General features: G+C 32.5%; 11 protein-coding genes, 3 tRNA genes and 2 pseudogenes. 4 read left to right on the forward strand and 12 right to left on the reverse strand.

Annotated elements, in window-relative coordinates; all coding sequences use genetic code 11:
* The 7 genes and pseudogenes from F0000_RS16345 to F0000_RS16375 form a co-directional block, all read right to left on the reverse strand.
* A pseudogene (locus F0000_RS16345) lies at positions 1 to 208 on the reverse strand (transposase); the annotation flags it as partial.
* 481 nt (positions 209 to 689) lie between these two features.
* Positions 690 to 1,475, reverse strand: coding sequence for a PhzF family phenazine biosynthesis protein (locus F0000_RS16350; RefSeq protein ID WP_149625806.1), 786 nt, complete (start codon positions 1,473 to 1,475; stop codon positions 690 to 692).
* A gap of 4 nt (positions 1,476 to 1,479) precedes the next feature.
* Positions 1,480 to 2,076: a short chain dehydrogenase gene (locus F0000_RS16355; RefSeq protein ID WP_149625807.1), complete on the reverse strand. Its 597-nt coding sequence runs from the start codon at positions 2,074 to 2,076 to the stop codon at positions 1,480 to 1,482.
* Between the two features lie 40 nt (positions 2,077 to 2,116).
* The gene (locus F0000_RS16360; protein WP_149625808.1) at positions 2,117 to 2,428 is read right to left on the reverse strand and encodes a helix-turn-helix transcriptional regulator; all 312 of its coding nucleotides are present in this window, start codon (positions 2,426 to 2,428) and stop codon (positions 2,117 to 2,119) included.
* A gap of 448 nt (positions 2,429 to 2,876) precedes the next feature.
* Positions 2,877 to 4,076, reverse strand: a complete 1,200-nt coding sequence (locus tag F0000_RS16365) for an alanine dehydrogenase (RefSeq protein WP_149625809.1) — start codon at positions 4,074 to 4,076, stop codon at positions 2,877 to 2,879.
* Between the two features lie 268 nt (positions 4,077 to 4,344).
* Complete coding sequence (gene tsaE / locus F0000_RS16370; protein ID WP_149625810.1) at positions 4,345 to 4,749, reverse strand: tRNA (adenosine(37)-N6)-threonylcarbamoyltransferase complex ATPase subunit type 1 TsaE; 405 nt, start codon at positions 4,747 to 4,749, stop codon at positions 4,345 to 4,347.
* Between the two features lie 579 nt (positions 4,750 to 5,328).
* Complete coding sequence (locus F0000_RS16375; RefSeq protein WP_149625811.1) at positions 5,329 to 7,521, reverse strand: discoidin domain-containing protein; 2,193 nt, start codon at positions 7,519 to 7,521, stop codon at positions 5,329 to 5,331.
* Between the two features lie 697 nt (positions 7,522 to 8,218).
* Between F0000_RS16375 and F0000_RS16380 the strand changes: the two are divergent.
* Positions 8,219 to 8,359: pseudogene (locus F0000_RS16380) on the forward strand (transposase); the annotation flags it as partial.
* Positions 8,360 to 8,513: 154 nt separating this feature from the next.
* Here the strand turns inward: F0000_RS16380 and F0000_RS16385 are convergent.
* Positions 8,514 to 8,587: transfer RNA gene (locus F0000_RS16385), tRNA-Arg, on the reverse strand.
* A 373-nt stretch (positions 8,588 to 8,960) separates the two neighbouring features.
* Here F0000_RS16385 and F0000_RS16390 point away from each other — a divergent pair.
* Both F0000_RS16390 and F0000_RS16395 read left to right on the forward strand, forming a co-directional pair.
* Positions 8,961 to 9,146: a hypothetical protein gene (locus tag F0000_RS16390; protein WP_149625812.1), complete on the forward strand. Its 186-nt coding sequence runs from the start codon at positions 8,961 to 8,963 to the stop codon at positions 9,144 to 9,146.
* A gap of 242 nt (positions 9,147 to 9,388) precedes the next feature.
* A complete protein-coding gene (locus F0000_RS16395; protein ID WP_149625813.1) occupies positions 9,389 to 10,363 on the forward strand; it encodes a FecR family protein in 975 nt (324 codons plus the stop codon).
* An 81-nt stretch (positions 10,364 to 10,444) separates the two neighbouring features.
* On the opposite strand, the gene F0000_RS16400 is transcribed toward F0000_RS16395, so the two are convergent.
* The 3 genes from F0000_RS16400 to F0000_RS16410 form a co-directional block, all read right to left on the reverse strand.
* The gene (locus tag F0000_RS16400; RefSeq protein ID WP_149625814.1) at positions 10,445 to 10,816 is read right to left on the reverse strand and encodes a transposase; all 372 of its coding nucleotides are present in this window, start codon (positions 10,814 to 10,816) and stop codon (positions 10,445 to 10,447) included.
* 433 nt (positions 10,817 to 11,249) lie between these two features.
* Positions 11,250 to 11,324, reverse strand: a tRNA-Pro gene (locus tag F0000_RS16405).
* A gap of 29 nt (positions 11,325 to 11,353) precedes the next feature.
* Positions 11,354 to 11,437 (reverse strand) — tRNA-Ser (locus F0000_RS16410).
* A gap of 286 nt (positions 11,438 to 11,723) precedes the next feature.
* Here F0000_RS16410 and F0000_RS16415 point away from each other — a divergent pair.
* Positions 11,724 to 13,319: a hypothetical protein gene (locus tag F0000_RS16415; protein WP_149625815.1), complete on the forward strand. Its 1,596-nt coding sequence runs from the start codon at positions 11,724 to 11,726 to the stop codon at positions 13,317 to 13,319.
* Positions 13,320 to 14,025: 706 nt separating this feature from the next.
* Here the strand turns inward: F0000_RS16415 and F0000_RS16420 are convergent.
* Positions 14,026 to 16,581, reverse strand: a complete 2,556-nt coding sequence (locus tag F0000_RS16420) for an ATP-dependent Clp protease ATP-binding subunit (RefSeq protein WP_149625816.1) — start codon at positions 16,579 to 16,581, stop codon at positions 14,026 to 14,028.
* Positions 16,582 to 16,950: the final 369 nt, after the last annotated feature.

Consider the following 16,950-nt stretch of genomic DNA (forward strand, 5'->3'; position numbering starts at 1 on the left):
TCTGAATATTTTTAGTGGCTAAGTACACAAGCTTGAGCAATGCCATATCATTGGTAAAAGCACCTTTAGTTTTTGTTACTTTTCGTACTTGGCGATGAAAGCCTTCTGCTGCGTTAGTGGTATAGATCATTTTACGGATAGGAGCACTAAATTGAAAATATTGTGAGAGTTCCTCCCAGTTATTTTGCCAACTATCAATGACCACCGGTTTTAGAGGGCTCGTATTTAGAAAGACGTTCTTTTAGTGCTACATTCTCCTTTTCTAAGAGATCTAAACGAAATTTGAGAGCTTCTAACTGAAGTAGTAATACGATTTATAACTAAAAATTTCGCATATTCATCGTTTCTTTTTCCTTTCTACTTCGTTTAAAAAATAAACCGTAGCTATAGCTATGCTTGATTTTTTTGCCTTGCATAAAGAAAAAATAATTCAATGAATTTATACGAATTTTTTAATCACAAATCGTATAATACAGAAGTGTTCATACTGCTAAGTAAATAAAACAAGTGATAACCAAAAAATAAAAAACATGACAATTAGGCATGATTCAACATTTAAAAAAAAACAAACTGATTAGTTACAGTGTAGTAAATAGACTGATTAGTTACAATTCTCTCTTTTTTTACTTTTTTTTTCAAATGTTTTGAACGCTATTGGACTTCTATTAATAAATATTTAATATAAAATTTTAAATCTCTATTTCTCCTACTAAATAGGGTACTGAATATCCACTGAGAAATACACTGTCATTATGAAGTATACAATCGATTTCTCCACCTCGCTTAGATAATTGTAGAGCTTTTAGTTTTGATTTTCCTAATTTCTTTGCCCAGAAGGGGACAAGAGATACATGGGCAGACCCTGTAACCGGATCTTCTGGCATTACAATTGCATTAGCATCAAAAACCCTGGATACAAAATCAACAGATTTTCCTTCAGCTGTGAGTATCGTGCATAAATAAGGGAGCTCTTTGAGAAACTCAAGTTTTGGGTTTTCTGCAAGAACTGATTCTTCAGAATCTAGTGTAATAATCAAATCTCTGGATGCATAAGCTTTTATAGGTTTAGAATTTAGTGCCTTAAAAACTTCCTTAGGAATATCTATAGGTTGTGGAGGACGAGAAGGAAAATCTAAGGTGATCAAACCATTATTTTCTTTCTTCGCCTTTAGAATTCCACTTTTAGAAGAAAATATAACCTCATCTATTGTTGTGTCCAGGTAATTAAAAATGACATACGCAGAGGCTAAAGTTGCGTGACCACATAGATCAATTTCTGCATGAGGCATAAACCATCTAATTTCATAAACATCATTCTTTTTTACAAAATAACCAGTTTCGGCCAGGTTATTCTCTATAGCAATATTTTGTAGTGTGTCATCATCTATCCAATGAGGTAAATGGCATATTGCGGCAGGATTTCCTCCAAATAATTTTTGTGTGAAAGCATCAATTTGATACATTGGAATTTTCATGGAGCTAATAAATTTTTAAGATTTGACCAGTATTCGTGTTTGTGAGTGTATATTCATAAATTTTTACCACATCTTCTATTTGTACAGGAAGATAACCGGCAAATTTTTTGTCTTTCGGAAAACCACCTGCGATCGCTCCGGAGGCAACAACATTAAGACGGATATTTCGTTCTAATTCTCGGGATGCAGCATTTACAAAGCTGTGTAATGCTCCATTTACAAGTGAGAGTGGAACTGTATTTGGCTCATAATGTTCTGCAAGAATACCTGTTGTAAGGGTTATTGAGCCATTATCTTTTAGATGCTTATTTGCTATATGTACCAGATTTACCTGTCCCATTAGTTTACTTTGTATCCCAATGTAGTAATCTTCTTCTGTAAGCTCTGATAATGGTTTCCAGGCAGCTGTGCCTGCTGCATTTATTACAGCATCTAATTTTGGTAACTTTTTAAAAAGTTTTTCTATAGAATCTTTATTCGTTATATCAATAGGGTAGGAGTCATTTTTTCTGGAGGCTCCGTATACTTCATGATGTTCTTTTAAGGTGTTGTAAATTTCTTTTCCTATTGTACCTGTAGCACCAATTACTAAAATCTTCATAATTATATATTTAATTTTATGAATATGTTGTTTTAAATTTTTAAAGTTCTTTATTTAATGTTTTTATATACTCAGCAATAATTTTTTCATTTCTTTTAAAATAGGTCCATTTTCCGTGTCTTGTAGGAATTAATAAACCAGCTTTGTGCATAACTGATAAATAATGGGAAATTGTGGGTTGAGATAACCCAGATTTATCCTGAATATTTTGACCGCATACTCCAAAATCAAAATGCCCCAACTCCAGATGAGGAGGGAAATTTGCTTCAGGATCTTTTAACCACTTTAGGATTTCTAACCTTGTGGTATTAGAAAGTGCTTTATTAATCTCCAAAATAGCATCTGAATTCATTTTTCAAATATACATATTTAATTTTATAAATATGTTGATTTTATACTTTATTGATTTTAGAAGAACTGAGGAATATTTTTTAGCTTTAAAATTCAGAAATTATATATAACAAAATTTTAATGTAAGCATCTGGTAAGTATATGTATAGTAGAGAAATCAAGTATACTAATAGATTAGCAAAAGTTTACCTGATGCTTGCAAGAGTTTTTATCTAGATACTTCTCGGGATAAGTACTTTTTTATGTATCTTCTTTGGTAGTACTTTAGAGATAGAGTACACTAAATCACTCGAAGCGATACTACAAGGTATTTATTGAAAAAAAAATTCAATTCTGAGACAAGTTCGAAGCATTTAAATTTAGACTATCGAGTAAATTTTACCCTAAAGATTCATTAATGAATAATTCATTATAAAGAAGTTCCTTTTAGTGTTACAATTATAGATATATTACATAATCAATAAATTAATATCTCTGTATGATAACTCAAACCAATCTGCAATAGATTTATTGGTTAGAATACCGTGGTAAAAATACAGACCATTTTTGAGACCACGATCAAAACGTACCGCATTTTCGATACCACCTTCTTCACCTATTTGTAATAAATAAGGAGTAAATATGTTACTAATCGACAGGGATGAAGTTTTGGCATATCGAGAAGGTATATTGGGGACGCAATAATGTATTACTCCGTGTTTTTCGAATGTTGGATGATCATGTGTGGTTACCTCACTGGTTTCAAAGCATCCACCCATATCAATACTTACATCTATAATAATAGAACCTGGTTTCATGCGTTCTACCATGGTTTCTGATACAATAATCGGAGAACGATCTTTACCTCTTACAGCACCAATTACAGTATCACAGCGTCGCAGGGCTTTAATCAGATTTTTAGGTTGTATAGTAGAGGTATATAATGGCCTGCCTATATTGGTTTGTAAACAGCGCAATTTTGTAATAGAGTTATCAAAAACCTTCACATTAGCACCAAGTCCTATTGCCGAACGTGCTGCGAATTCACCTACAGTACCCGCACCAATAATAACAACCTCGGCTGGAGGTACACCACTAATATTTCCTAACATCAAACCAGAACCTACTGTTGCATTGCTCATCAATTCTGAAGCAATTAAAATGGCAGCAGTACCTGCAATTTCACTTAATGCCCTTACTGCCGGATATGCACCATCTATATCTCTAATAAATTCAAATCCTAAAGCAGTAATTCGTTTCTTTGCTAATTCCTGAAAATAATTTTTGGACTGTGTTTTTAGTTGTAAAGCTGAAATTAACACTGTTTGTGGGTTTATATGTTCTAATTCCTTAATAGAAGGTGGTTCAACCTTAAGAATAATGGGACATCCAAAAACCTTTGTAGTATCTTTTGTGATTTCTGCACCCGATTCACTGTATTCTCTATCTGTAAAACTAGCGCCAATACCAGCATTAGACTCTATCAATACGCGATGGCCGTGCGCTGTTAGTGCTGCAACGGCATCAGGAGTAAGACATACTCGTTTTTCTTGATAGCTGGTTTCTTTGGGGATGCCAATAAACAATTTGCCCTTTTTTCGTGCTACTTCTATCATTTCTTCCTGCGGAAGAAGTTGCTCCTTAGTAAAGGGAGAGGTTGGTTTATTCATGTGTGAAAAATTCGATATTTCAAATTACGAATAAAAAAGGATAGCATGCAAATGTAATTGGTCGTTTAGATTTTGGATCTAGTATATTTTCTAAGGAGAAAATACTGGATAAAGCTAGTTTGTTTATGAATTTTGGAATCTTTAGTAAAACCTGTTCCGCCTGTTTTTTTATTAGATTTATTGAAATGATCTAATTCTGATAAATCAATTTCACGAATGTTAAAGGATTATTAATTGTAATTATTTGTATTATAGTGAGTTCATGTTTTTACTCCATTAAAAGTATTCTTTTACCATCATTTTGTAGTTTGATATTAATTTTAACACAGTTTTCTGGTAATAAACGATGCACTTTTTCGGGCCACTCAATAAAAATCCAGTTTTTTTCATCTAAATATTCTTCAAAACCAATATCATAGGCCTCCTCTTCGTGTAATATTCTATAAAAATCAAAATGGTAAATTAGTGATCCGTTTCCTTGATACTCATTTACTAAAGAGTAAGTCGGACTGGAGATTGTATCTTCTACACCTAATTGTTTGCAAATTTCTTTAATCAGTGTTGTTTTACCAACTCCCATTTCAGCATTAAAGAGAAGTGTTTTGGTAGGTACATTAGTAATTAGCTCTTTTGCCACTTTAGGTAGTTCCTGTAATGTATATGTTAGAACCATTGCTTATATCTATATTATTTATAATACACTAAGTTTTTAGTTTAAGATTGCTTTTAAAAAGCAAACTATAAACCTTTCTTATATACGGTTAGTTTTTTTAGAATAAAATAACTCGCCAAAAATAGTGCTATTTTTTCAGATCATTTTTATGTTGTAATTAGGATTAGTTTTTATTTTAAAAATCTCTAACGTTCAAAAAAAGTTGTACTTTATATAATTTTGATAATGAGTTGATTCGATATTTTTAATGCTGATGAAAATAATTGTTTTCTGATGATTAAAGTGAAAGTTGTAGCCTTGAGTCAGAAAAGCTTCGCTTTTTCAGTATGATGTAGTGTTTTTTTATAGCAGAACTTATCTTGACTTTTTCGATTTCCTAAAAAATGGCTGACATTCGTCCATCATTTTGCTGTTTTTTTCGTCTATCGTGCTCCTATAGACTGCAAAAAGTGCCTCATCTGTACAAATTTTAACTCATGTTTGGTTAAAAATAAAAAGTCAAGATAAGTTCATAGGTAAAGAAAAAAAAGGAATCTTTAAAACGTCATAAAGATTCCTTTCCATAATTTAATAGTTATTTTATTTAATTATTAATTTCAGAGTTTTACCATCATTAACACGTATAAAATAAATACCTGTTGCTAAGCTTGATATTGAAATAATTTCGGTAGAATTATTAGCAATTGTTTTTGAAAGCTCTTGTCCATATGTATTATAAACGCTCACAGTATCTCCTTTACCAATACCTTCTACAAAAATGTTATTACCTCCCAGTACTGGATTGGGATAAATATTAATAGCTTGAGATTCTATTGTACTTCCAAGATCAAAAGATTTATTGTTTTCTGTACGCCAATCAAATGTTTCCCAGGCGTTAGGGTTATTTCCTTTAGGGAATACTGCAGAATTATTTTGGTTATGAGCAGCCTGCATCCATTTTCCAGTTTGTATGCTTCTAAGAGCTACTTTTCCATTTCCTCGATTTCTCCACTCAAATCGTTCCCAATTTCCATCACTATTTCCTCGTGCTCTAAGGATGATATTTTGATTGGTATTATTACTTTGTACATATTTACGAGCTGATAAGGAATAAAGTGCCACACCACCGCGACGATGCCTGTCAATTCTAAATTTTTGACGAGTTCCTTCAACGCTATTTTTGTTTGCATATAGGTCATTGGATAATTCTTGTACTGTGGATATAAATTTACGATCTCCACCAGTTTTTCTAAGGGAAATGATACTTCCGATAGGAGCACCATCCGCGTTTCCGTCACCACTTGGTGGGTTTGTTCCATCACCAGATGAACCTCCGGCAGATCCATTAACTCTAACTTCTGCCATGTGTAAGAAATTCTTCCCTGCTAATTGTACTCTAACATAACGTCCGCTTCTGTTTACATTAATAGTTGTGGGTCTTTCTGCTTGTCCGGATGTGAAATAATTTCCTACTCCAGATTGGCTGATAGATTGGCTCAGGTTTTTGGTATTAAATCGATTGTTTGATACGAGTACATGAAATCTTGATAAACGATTACCACAGCATCCATCTCTATTGAATACCTGTACGTTAGAAATATTTTGAACACTTCCTAAATCTACTTCCCACCAGGCATTATTGTCATTATTTGTATGAGTGATGTTGCCAGTATTTCCATCAACAGCTTTTTCAGAACCATAGCTATTGTTGTTATTTTGATAAGTACTGGATTGACTTGTAGTTTTTCCTAAAGCTAGATTTGTTGCGTTTCCAGAATTTCCTCCGCCGCCGGAATTTCCACCACCACCAGAATTCCCTCCTCCCCTGGAATTGTTAACAGGTCTGTAAGTGCGAACCCAATCAACTCGCATAACATTTTTAGAGTTATTACTAAGATCGCTATTAGGTGAAATAGGTCTGCCTGCATGACTCTCAATGTCTAAAATCATAAATAGCTCTCGAGTAATCTGGTTTGCGTGGTCATTTTTATTTAAAGGAGATGAGTTTACATTCGGATAAGGAACTTGTAGTATTGCCTGAGCAAAACTTCCGTTCAATTGACTTTTATACCTTCCATTTACGTAATGTTGACCATTTCTCGTTGGTACACCATCGATATAAAATGTGATGTCATTAGGACTTTTCCAATAGACACCAAATCTGTGATAACCATTTCTCCAAAAATCTGTTTGATTCAGACTATTGGCTTCAGGGTTTGTCTGAAAAAATACCTGATACGTATTATCGGTTATAATAGGACCATTAGGTCCTTGTCTCTTAAAAACATGAAAATTTGTTGACATTTGTTTACTGAAGAAAGCATCTGGAGATCCACCATATACCTCCAGTACATCAATCTCATTAAACCCTCCACTATCAAGCATCCAAAAATTTGAAGAGTTTTCAACATTGGCAACCTTGATTCGAGCTTCCATGAAAATAGGATATTTTACCTTACGTTTTGAGGAAATTACACCACAGTTTACTCTTCCGTTACTACCGGGTGTCGCTCTTATTTCTAATTTTCCATTATTAATCTGCGTATTACCAGTAACCCAGTTTGTGGCACCTGGTCCTCTGAAATTTCGATCAGGATTGTAACGATCATCCCATTTGTTTGTAAATCGGTTATCATTTTTGTTGTTGTAATTAAAATCATCAGAAAAATTTTCCTGTAATTGCCATACATTCCCCGAACCTGGACTAGCGGGAACCGCAAGCCCATTCCAATCTTGTGCACTTATTGTAAATGTAAAAATGCTAATGATTAATAGAATTAATTGTTTTCTCATTTTATTAATTAATATAAAAAGTGTTGTTTGTGCCTAATACAATTTTTCCCCATGAAAAAAAGCCTTTTACAAATCATTAACCAGCATAAATAAACGTAGTTTAAGTTTATTTTTCTGGACAGAAATGCAAAGGCTTTAAGAGTAATTGGCATTTATTGCCTTTTGACTAAGTATTATTTTTTATCAAATTGGTTGTAGATAAATAATAGACTCACCCAAATAGAGTTCGTGTTAAATAATTAGAGTATAAATTCGTCAATAAGTCATATAATTTAGTTGTTTTACGCTTTTATTAATTTTTAGCAATTGTTAATAAGATATTAATAATTATTTAACACGAATTTAATCATATATTAGGCCTGTGTCAAAGGAAAGAAACTAGATTAAAACTAGACAATACCGGTTTTTAATGTAAGATTAACAAATGTTTAGAGTAGTATATTTATACTTAAATAGCTGATAATAAATATATAATGTATGAATAAATGCTATTTCAGTATTTGAAAATAATTTCCTACATATAAAATAAACTTAAAAGATAAAAGGAAGTTTTTACAGCTAATTTTATGTAGGATATTTGTCAGGTGAATAACTGTATTTAGAAAATTCCTGATATCTAAAACATAAAATTATATCAAAATGCAGTATTGATTTGAGTTTAAGGCCTTCAATACAATAGTTAATCCGATAACTATCAATCTTGAATTACTTTATAAAAAGAAGTACAAATGCGTCAGCAGAATCATTTAATGCAAAAATAAAAGCATTTAGAGCACAGTTCAGAGGTGTCAAAAATGTAGAATTCTTCCTTTTTAGATTAACAAGAATATTTGCATAAACACAACAATTGGTCTTGATCCGAATTTTTCCTCTTTGGGCTAGCGGGAATATTTGTCTAAACACAACAATTGAGCTTGATCCGTAAATATACTAACGATTAGAAAGGTGCTAAAAACAAGAAAACCTACTTATTATCAGTAGGTTTTGTCTTGTGATCGCGACAGGATTCGAACCTGTGACCGTCTGCTTAGAAGGCAGATGCTCTATCCAACTGAGCTACGCGACCATTATGATGGTATGTCAAGATGTATTATCAGATAAATAAAACAGTCGTGATAGAATTCAAACATTCTATGCGTCGGTATTTCTTTTTACTGTTACTTGACATTTTCAGCGCGGCAAAGATACAACACATTGGGATTTTTGCAAGTATACAAAGAGTTTTTTTTAATTTTTTTTTATATTTTATATTTTACATTTTAGTTACCATGGCTCGCGTGCTTTTAATCTATTGATTTTCCATAGATTATAGTAGAGCTTTTTTGGATATTTGTGTGCAATGAAAAATTATAATACCACTTCTTGCTAATTAGCCTATGGTGTTCTTTATAAAATGAAATAGCAACGACTACATAATTTCGGGAATACCTTCGCAGCTAATGTCAGAATATGGATTACAAAATATTGCATCTGGATATATTTTTATCATGAATAGTGTTTTGAAAATTATAGAAGCATCAGTAGGATCGTATCTGATCACAGTCTTAAAAACTCAAACCAAAGAAAAACACCTCAATTTATATAAAATAAATACAGAGTTTGCCACTGATATTGATAGCAAATGAGAGCTAGAAAAAGAAATAAAGAAGATTTATAATGAGTTACAACCAAAAACTTCAGAAATGTTTAAGTTATCAAGGAGCTTAGGTTCCCAGAAATTGCTTCTTTAAAAGATATATCTATCAAGACCGTAGAGTCTCATAATTCAAAGTCGTTGCATACCTTTAGAAAAAGGTTAAAGGACTATTTATAAAATAAAAATAGGGTACTACTGGTTGACAAACGTCCTATAGTAAAACACCTATTTATGAAAAATAGCTTAGTTCGAGAAGTAGAGATTTGGGCTTATGTGTCAAAGAGCGCAAATGAAGCTACACGTATAAAAGTTGAGCATTGGAAAGACTCAAATGACTTTGATGAAGAGTTATTCGATTCAATAGTAAAACTTTATGATGTAACGGGAAAAAATCCTTTTGATGATGTTATTGATATTGAGGTAGAGAAAGCTAAATTCTTCTCAACCGTGGCGCCCACCAATAGAAAAAGCCAAGGTATACAGAAGTATTTGAAATATGCTGCTGTAGTTGCGTTGTTTATCTCAATTGCAGGCATTACCTATCAAAGTCTATCTGGCAATATTATTATTATAGAAACCGGTTATAGAGAAGAAAAGCAAGTTACTCTTTCAGACGGTTCTGTGGTTTGGTTAAATGCCGGGAGTAAGATTTCTTATGAAGAAAATTCTCCGAGAACAATTCAATTACGAGGTGAAGCTTTTTTTGAAGTTGCTAAAGATAAAGCACACTCTTTTACAGTAGAAACATCCGATAATGTCATTGTAAAAGCTTTAGGTACAAGTTTTAATGTTAAGGCGTATCCTGAGAATACCTATTTAGAAACGACACTTCTTAGCGGGAAAGTCGAAGTATTATCAAAAAACTATTTTGAAGAAAAAATTGTCATGCTCCCTAATGACAATATTAGAATTCTTAAAGCCGATGGAATACCAGTAAAAACTACAATTCAAAACGAGGAAGCTATTTTGGCTTGGAGAAAAGGTGAAATTCGATTTGAAAACCTGTCGTTTAAAAACATTGCTAATGATTTGAATAATCAATTAAATATAAAGTTAGTGTTTGAAAATGAGTCAATTGCCGAGTCTAGGTTTACAGCTGTTTTTGATAGATCTACTCCTATAGAAGAAATTTTAGAAGTTCTTAATGCCTCTAAGAATTTTAAGTATAACCTAAATCAACAAACAAATGAGTGGATGATTAAATAAAAAAAGTGGGAAAATTCGAGCTTTCCCACCTAATTGAATCAATAAACCAATCTCCGAAGATTAATATTAATTAACAATTAGCTATTGTTTCATTTTATGAAGAAAATATGGTAGAAAAAGAATGTCATTAGATGCGAAATTTTTATTCGTAAATCGTATTACTCCTGAAAAAGTTTTTTTAGCATAGACTACCCAAGGTTTATTAAATAAAGTATCTACTATGCTCTGTAAGTTTACAGGATCAATCTCTACTTTGTTTTTCAGTTGTTTTAACTGCTTGAGAAAGATGGCTCTAAAAACTTTACTCATTGCTTTTACAGGGAAGAGGTATTTTCCATTTGAGCAAGTTTGTCTCCATCTTTTTTGTTTGTTTATACCTTCAGATAGTACCATACAATGAATATGCGGGTGCACACTTAAATTCTGCCCCCAAATGTGTAAAATACTAATCATTCCACTTTTTGCTCCAAGATATTTGGTGTCTTTAGAAAAGGTTTCGATTGTTTTCCAAGCAGTACTAAAAAGGGTGTTGTATAGTTGTTTAGGATAGGTTAAAGATAATAGCCAAGTTCTAATATTCTATTGACTTGTTTTTTTACGATCCTTTAAAAAAGCTGTTTTTTCTTCTTTTGTTTTGTATCTTGCAGGGGATATAACCTTTTGCGATCCAAATCATTCTTTTGAACATTCCATATGCAGAATTTTAAATAGTCACCTCGTTTAGCTTTAGATTTGACTATTACAGCCTTTTTAAATTGAGGTACATTCTCTGTTTTTTTTGCATACCAGCTCAAAAACATTAATTATTTCATTGTTTACTGATGCAGAACCACCTATAAATGAAAAATCCGTTCGTATTTTATTGAATACGAACGGATTGCATTTGTCGGGGTGGCAGGATTCGAACCTGCGACCTCCGCGTCCCAAACGCGGCGCGATAACCGGGCTACGCTACACCCCGAATTTTGATATAAGAATCAAAATACATTGCGGAGAGACGGGGACTCGAACCCCGGCGACACTTGCGCGTCGACAGATTAGCAATCTGCTCCATTACCACTCTGGCACCTCTCCTTTAATCAAAAATTGATTATGAACGTCGCATTTAATATTTCAAATGCGGATGCAAATGTAGCTTTTATGAACCTACAATGCAACATTTTTTTAGCATTATTTTTATTTTATTGTATCTTATATTTTAAAAACTTGAAAATCAGTTTTTTTGATAAATTAGGTTCTTGAGTTTTTACTTAATATCACTTTAGAGTTGATTAAAACAAGCATTTCCTGGAAGAATTATATATTTGTGTTAATTGACCTAATTGAATCTACTGTGCTTACAAATAAAAATATTAAAAAAATGAAGAAACAATATTTATTACTTCTTTTGTTATTGATACAGGCGTGCTTATTTGCACAAAAACCTGTTTTGTCCGAAGATTTTAATTTTAAAATTGGAGAGAAATATAAGCGTGTAAAAAGTTTACGATCCTATTTTATAGCTTCTGGAGATAGATTGATGTCTATCAAAAAAGGAAGAACGGATATGACCATACAGCGATTCTCTCTGGATGACCTAAAAGAGGATGTAAAAAAAAGGCAGGTGATAGAAGATAAAGGAGATTTTCAGACCGTAATGAGTTTCGGTAGAAATGCTATCGCCTTTTATACTAATAAGGATAAGGCGTTTGCCCAAAGAATTATTGTGAAGAATGCTGTTGTAGAGAAACCAATACTTATTGGAAGTGACAAAGATAATATTGCCAATGATTTTGGTTTTAAAAGTACATATGGATTTGATGCTGGTGGCAGAATCCATCAATTTGCCTTTAAAAAATCATTTGATGGGAGTAAATTATTGGTTTTATTCAGAGTGAAAACGGCTAATGATGAACCTGATAAAATAGGGATAAGTGTTTATGACGCGTCGTTAGAATTGATCTGGAAAAGAAAAGTAACGTTACCATACAGTTCGAAAATAATGCAAGGCGAAGATTTTGCTATTGATAATGAAGGAAACTTTTATATGACAGCTTCTATCTTTAATAATGAAGATGAGGAGAAAAATAAGTTAGAGTCTAGCTTTAGAACCGAAGTGTTTGTTATTAAAGAAGACCCAAAAGAAATTACCAAAAGTAAGATAGAACTTTCTGGAAAATCAATAATGGATGCTGCGATTGGATTGGATACCCGCGGTAGAATTAGAATATCTGGTTTGTATAGTAATCAGTATACAAAAGTAGAAACATCAGGGATGTTTTCTGCGAGTATAGATACTACCGGTGTAGTGAGTTTTGTGGTAAAAAGTGATATCCCCAGAGAGGTGTCAGAACAATATATTCTTAATCGAGAAACACGGGTTAACGAAGGAACTCAGGAGCAAGATGATAAAAAGGATTTTGAAGACTTAAAAGTGAATAGTATTGTTTATAATACAGATGGGAGTATGGTAGTATTAGGAGAGCAGCGTTATGTAGAGTCCTTTACTACGTCAAGTTCTTCGGGTTCCAGAACGACGTATAAGCATTATTATAGAGATGTTGTAGCTTCCAGAATGTCTGAAGACGGGAAAATAGAATGGTTTCATAAATTACCTAAATATCAAACTGGTGCCAGAGGTAAAAAAAGTATGTCTTATTTTAATTTTGTGAATAAGGGAAAACACTATTTGTTTTATATTGATGATTTTACAAATTTAAAAAGATCATTTGATGAATTCCCAACTAGGTATTTTGATGGTAAAAAGGAGTTTCTATACTTAACTTCGTATACGATAGATAATGTATCTGGAGAAGTTATTAAAGAACCAATACTTACCGGGAGTGATATAAGAAATTCTCGCCTGGATCATCTAGAAGTTAATAAAGCCGCTATGTTGCCCAATATGGATATGATTTTTGAAGCTTTTGATGGTAAAAAAAATAATCTTTTGCTTAAAATTTCATTATCAGAATGATGTTCATGTAGATATCGATAATACAAGTAGATACATAAAAAAATAGCACGGCATATTGTTAGTGTAATGATTCACCACAAAAATCCATTTGTAGAATTAGAATAGTATACATCCCAATTAGAAGTTGATAAAGATTTTGCGGTAAAATGGATTATCCTTTTTTATACTTGTGGGATTAACGAAAAAGAAAGCTTTTAGAAATAATATCTTACAATAAGGTCTGAATTAGATATAAATATTATAAAACTACTTCTTGGAGATTTCAATTGAAGAACACGTAGTAACGGAACTTATTTCGCCTCAATAGAAAATTATATTATTTATCCTGAAAAAATTATAGAAATCCATCTATTAAAAAGTCAAGTTGCTACGCTTGTGGAAGTTTGTCTGGATAGCTACAGTTAATTCTGAAAAATCATATATGTATATCAAAAAATATCTGATTACTATTTAACAAGAAAAGATTTACATTTTGACCGGTAGGAAGTGATATGACGACTTTAAAACTGGTTGGGTATGTACTAACAAAGTCAACGGAACGAAAAAGTATTCTCGCAATATTGAATCTTCAATTGAATCTTTATATTGAATTTAGCGTAAATATGGAAGTAGGATATATGGTCTATAGCTAAAAAAGCTTCTATAGAAATAGAAGCTTTTTTTTTGAATTATACTTTTTTGAGTATACTAATTTAATATCGTTGCATTAAGACTCTGTTGATTCTTCTGCTTTATTGATTTTGATGGTTAATTCATTAGAATTTTCATCAAGATCCATAAATATAGTATCCCCTTCTTGTAACTGAGCGTTGATTATCTCTTCTGCCAAGGCATCTTCAATGTATTTCTGGATAGCTCTTTTAAGCGGTCTTGCGCCATATTGTTTATCAAATCCTTTTTCGGTGATATAATCTTTGGCTTTTTCGCTTAGGGTTAGATCGTAACCTAAATCTCTAATTCTACCATATAATTTATCTAATTCAATATCAATAATTTTATGAATATCCTCTCTTTCTAATGCATTAAAAACAACAACATCATCCACACGGTTTAAAAACTCAGGAGCAAATGCCTTTTTTAATGCGTTTTCGATAACCCCCTTCGCATAATCACTAGATTGACTCTTTTTGGCGTTTGTTCCAAAACCAACACCTTGACCAAAATCTTTTAATTTTCTGGCTCCTATATTAGATGTCATAATAATAATAGCATTTCTGAAATCGATTTTTCGACCAAGGCTATCCGTTAAATACCCATCATCTAATACCTGAAGCATCATATTAAATACGTCTGGATGTGCTTTTTCAATTTCATCCAGCAAAATTACAGCATAGGGTTTTCTTCTCACCTTTTCTGTGAGTTGCCCTCCTTCTTCATAGCCTACATATCCCGGAGGAGCTCCAATAAGTCTGGAGACTGCAAATTTCTCCATGTACTCACTCATATCTATTCTTATGAGTGTATCTTCACTATCGAATAGTTCTCTGGCCAGCACTTTGGCTAATTGTGTTTTACCAACACCTGTTTGACCAAGAAATATAAATGAACCAATAGGTTTATTAGGGTCTTTCAGACCGGCACGGTTACGCTGGATTGCTTTTACAACCTTTGCAACTGCTTCATCCTGACCAATTACTTTACCTTTTATTAAGCTTGGTAATTCTGCCAGTTTATTGCTTTCTGTTTGTGCAATACGATTTACAGGAATTCCTGTCATCATAGAAACTACATCAGCGACACTTTCTTCATCTACAATTTCTTTGTGCAGTTTAGAATCTTTCTCCCACTGTTCCTGTGCTAGTACTAATTCTTTTTCAAGATTCTTTTCATCATCTCTTAGCTTAGCAGCTTCTTCGTATTTTTGTTTTTTAACAACACTATTTTTTAACTCTCTAACTTCTTCAAGTTTTTTCTCTAAATCCAGAATTTTTTTAGGAACATCAATATTGGTAATATGTACTCTGGAGCCTGACTCATCCAATGCATCAATTGCTTTATCAGGTAAGAAACGATCTGTCATATATCTGTTCGTAAGTTTTACACAAGCCTTGATAGCTTCATCGGTATAACTCACATTATGATGCTCTTCATATTTTTCTTTGATATTGTTAAGAATCTCAATAGTCTCTTCTATATTAGTTGGTTCCACAATAACTTTCTGAAAACGCCTTTCTAAAGCTCCATCTTTTTCAATATACTGTCTGTATTCATCGAGGGTAGTTGCACCGATACATTGAATTTCGCCTCTGGCAAGTGCGGGTTTAAACATATTAGAGGCATCTAAACTTCCTGTGGCACCTCCTGCACCGACAATGGTATGAATTTCGTCTATAAAAAGAATTATATCTTCATTCTTTTCTAATTCATTCATAACCGCTTTCATGCGTTCTTCAAACTGACCTCTATATTTAGTACCGGCTACCAAGCTGGCTAAATCTAAGGTCACGACACGCTTGTCAAATAGGATTCTGGAGACTTTTCTTTTTACAATCCTTAGTGCAAGACCTTCTGCTATAGCAGATTTACCTACACCAGGTTCTCCGATAAGGAGTGGATTGTTCTTTTTGCGTCTACTTAATATTTGAGAAACACGCTCTATTTCTTTGGTTCTACCAACAACCGGATCCAATTTTCCATCTTCTGCCATGGCTGTCAAATCTCTTCCGAAATTGTCTAATACCGGAGTTTTAGATTTTTTATTGGTTTTGCTTCCACCAGTAGGAGAGTTAAAAGGATTATCTTTTGATGCATCTCCGGTCATATCATCATCCTCAGAAAATGATTCCGCTTTTGGGTTTTCTATATATTCTTCTTCGTTAGCAATCATATATTTAAATTGATCTTTAACATTATCATAATCTACTTTGAGTTTGTTTAGTAACTTAGTAGTTGGATCGTTTTCGTTACGTAGTATGCATAGTAACAGATGTGCAGTATTTATAGACGAACTTTGGAACAACTTAGCTTCCAGGAAAGTAGTCTTTAAAGCTCTTTCTGCTTGTCGTGTTAAATGTAAATTCTTTTTTTCGTTGGTAGCTACTGCTACAGTAGGATTTGCGGGGCTAAGAATTTCAACTTTTCTTCTCAAGTTTGTTAAATCTATATCTAACGCATCAAGGATATTAATTGCTTTTCCACTTCCATCACGCAATAGACCTAACATAAGATGTTCCGTGCCAATAAAATCATGTCCTAATCTAAGGGCTTCTTCTTTACTGTATGCAATTACATCTTTGACTCTTGGTGAAAAATTATCATCCATATATTTTAATTTCTTTCTTTTCTTTTCTTTATTATTAAATATAGTAATTTTTAAAATTACATTGGCAAAAACTATTCCTTTTAACCATGATTAACAATAAATATGACATTATAGCATACCTAGTCTTGTCATATTTATTAAATAATTTTATAATAAATCCACCATTAATTTGATCAATTATTAGCTTTAGTGAGTAAATAGACAAAAAAAGCTTTAATAATCAAAATGTAACTTTAGAGACTTATTAACTATATAGGTCGTTAATGTTGTTAATAAATTACGTATATTACGTAGGCTATAGGTTGTTAAAAACGCGCTAATTTGCTTAAATTAGCGCGTTTAATAAATCAAATTTAGAATAAATAATTT

Origin of the sequence: Aquimarina sp. RZ0 (assembly GCF_008370685.1) — a bacterium.
Lineage (GTDB): Bacteria > Bacteroidota > Bacteroidia > Flavobacteriales > Flavobacteriaceae > Aquimarina.

What these genes read in the sequence shown, in the direction of transcription:
- F0000_RS16395 (WP_149625813.1), top strand. Translation starts at nt 9,389, where the DNA reads ATGAAAAATAGCTTAGTTCGAGAAGTAGAGATTTGGGCTTATGTGTCA.
- F0000_RS16420 (WP_149625816.1), bottom strand. Translation starts at nt 16,581, where the DNA reads ATGGATGATAATTTTTCACCAAGAGTCAAAGATGTAATTGCATACAGT.
- tsaE (WP_149625810.1), bottom strand. Translation starts at nt 4,749, where the DNA reads ATGGTTCTAACATATACATTACAGGAACTACCTAAAGTGGCAAAAGAG.
- F0000_RS16350 (WP_149625806.1), bottom strand. Translation starts at nt 1,475, where the DNA reads ATGAAAATTCCAATGTATCAAATTGATGCTTTCACACAAAAATTATTT.
- F0000_RS16390 (WP_149625812.1), top strand. Translation starts at nt 8,961, where the DNA reads ATGTCAGAATATGGATTACAAAATATTGCATCTGGATATATTTTTATC.
- F0000_RS16355 (WP_149625807.1), bottom strand. Translation starts at nt 2,076, where the DNA reads ATGAAGATTTTAGTAATTGGTGCTACAGGTACAATAGGAAAAGAAATT.
- F0000_RS16365 (WP_149625809.1), bottom strand. Translation starts at nt 4,076, where the DNA reads ATGAATAAACCAACCTCTCCCTTTACTAAGGAGCAACTTCTTCCGCAG.
- F0000_RS16360 (WP_149625808.1), bottom strand. Translation starts at nt 2,428, where the DNA reads ATGAATTCAGATGCTATTTTGGAGATTAATAAAGCACTTTCTAATACC.
- F0000_RS16415 (WP_149625815.1), top strand. Translation starts at nt 11,724, where the DNA reads ATGAAGAAACAATATTTATTACTTCTTTTGTTATTGATACAGGCGTGC.
- F0000_RS16375 (WP_149625811.1), bottom strand. Translation starts at nt 7,521, where the DNA reads ATGAGAAAACAATTAATTCTATTAATCATTAGCATTTTTACATTTACA.
- F0000_RS16400 (WP_149625814.1), bottom strand. Translation starts at nt 10,816, where the DNA reads ATGATTAGTATTTTACACATTTGGGGGCAGAATTTAAGTGTGCACCCG.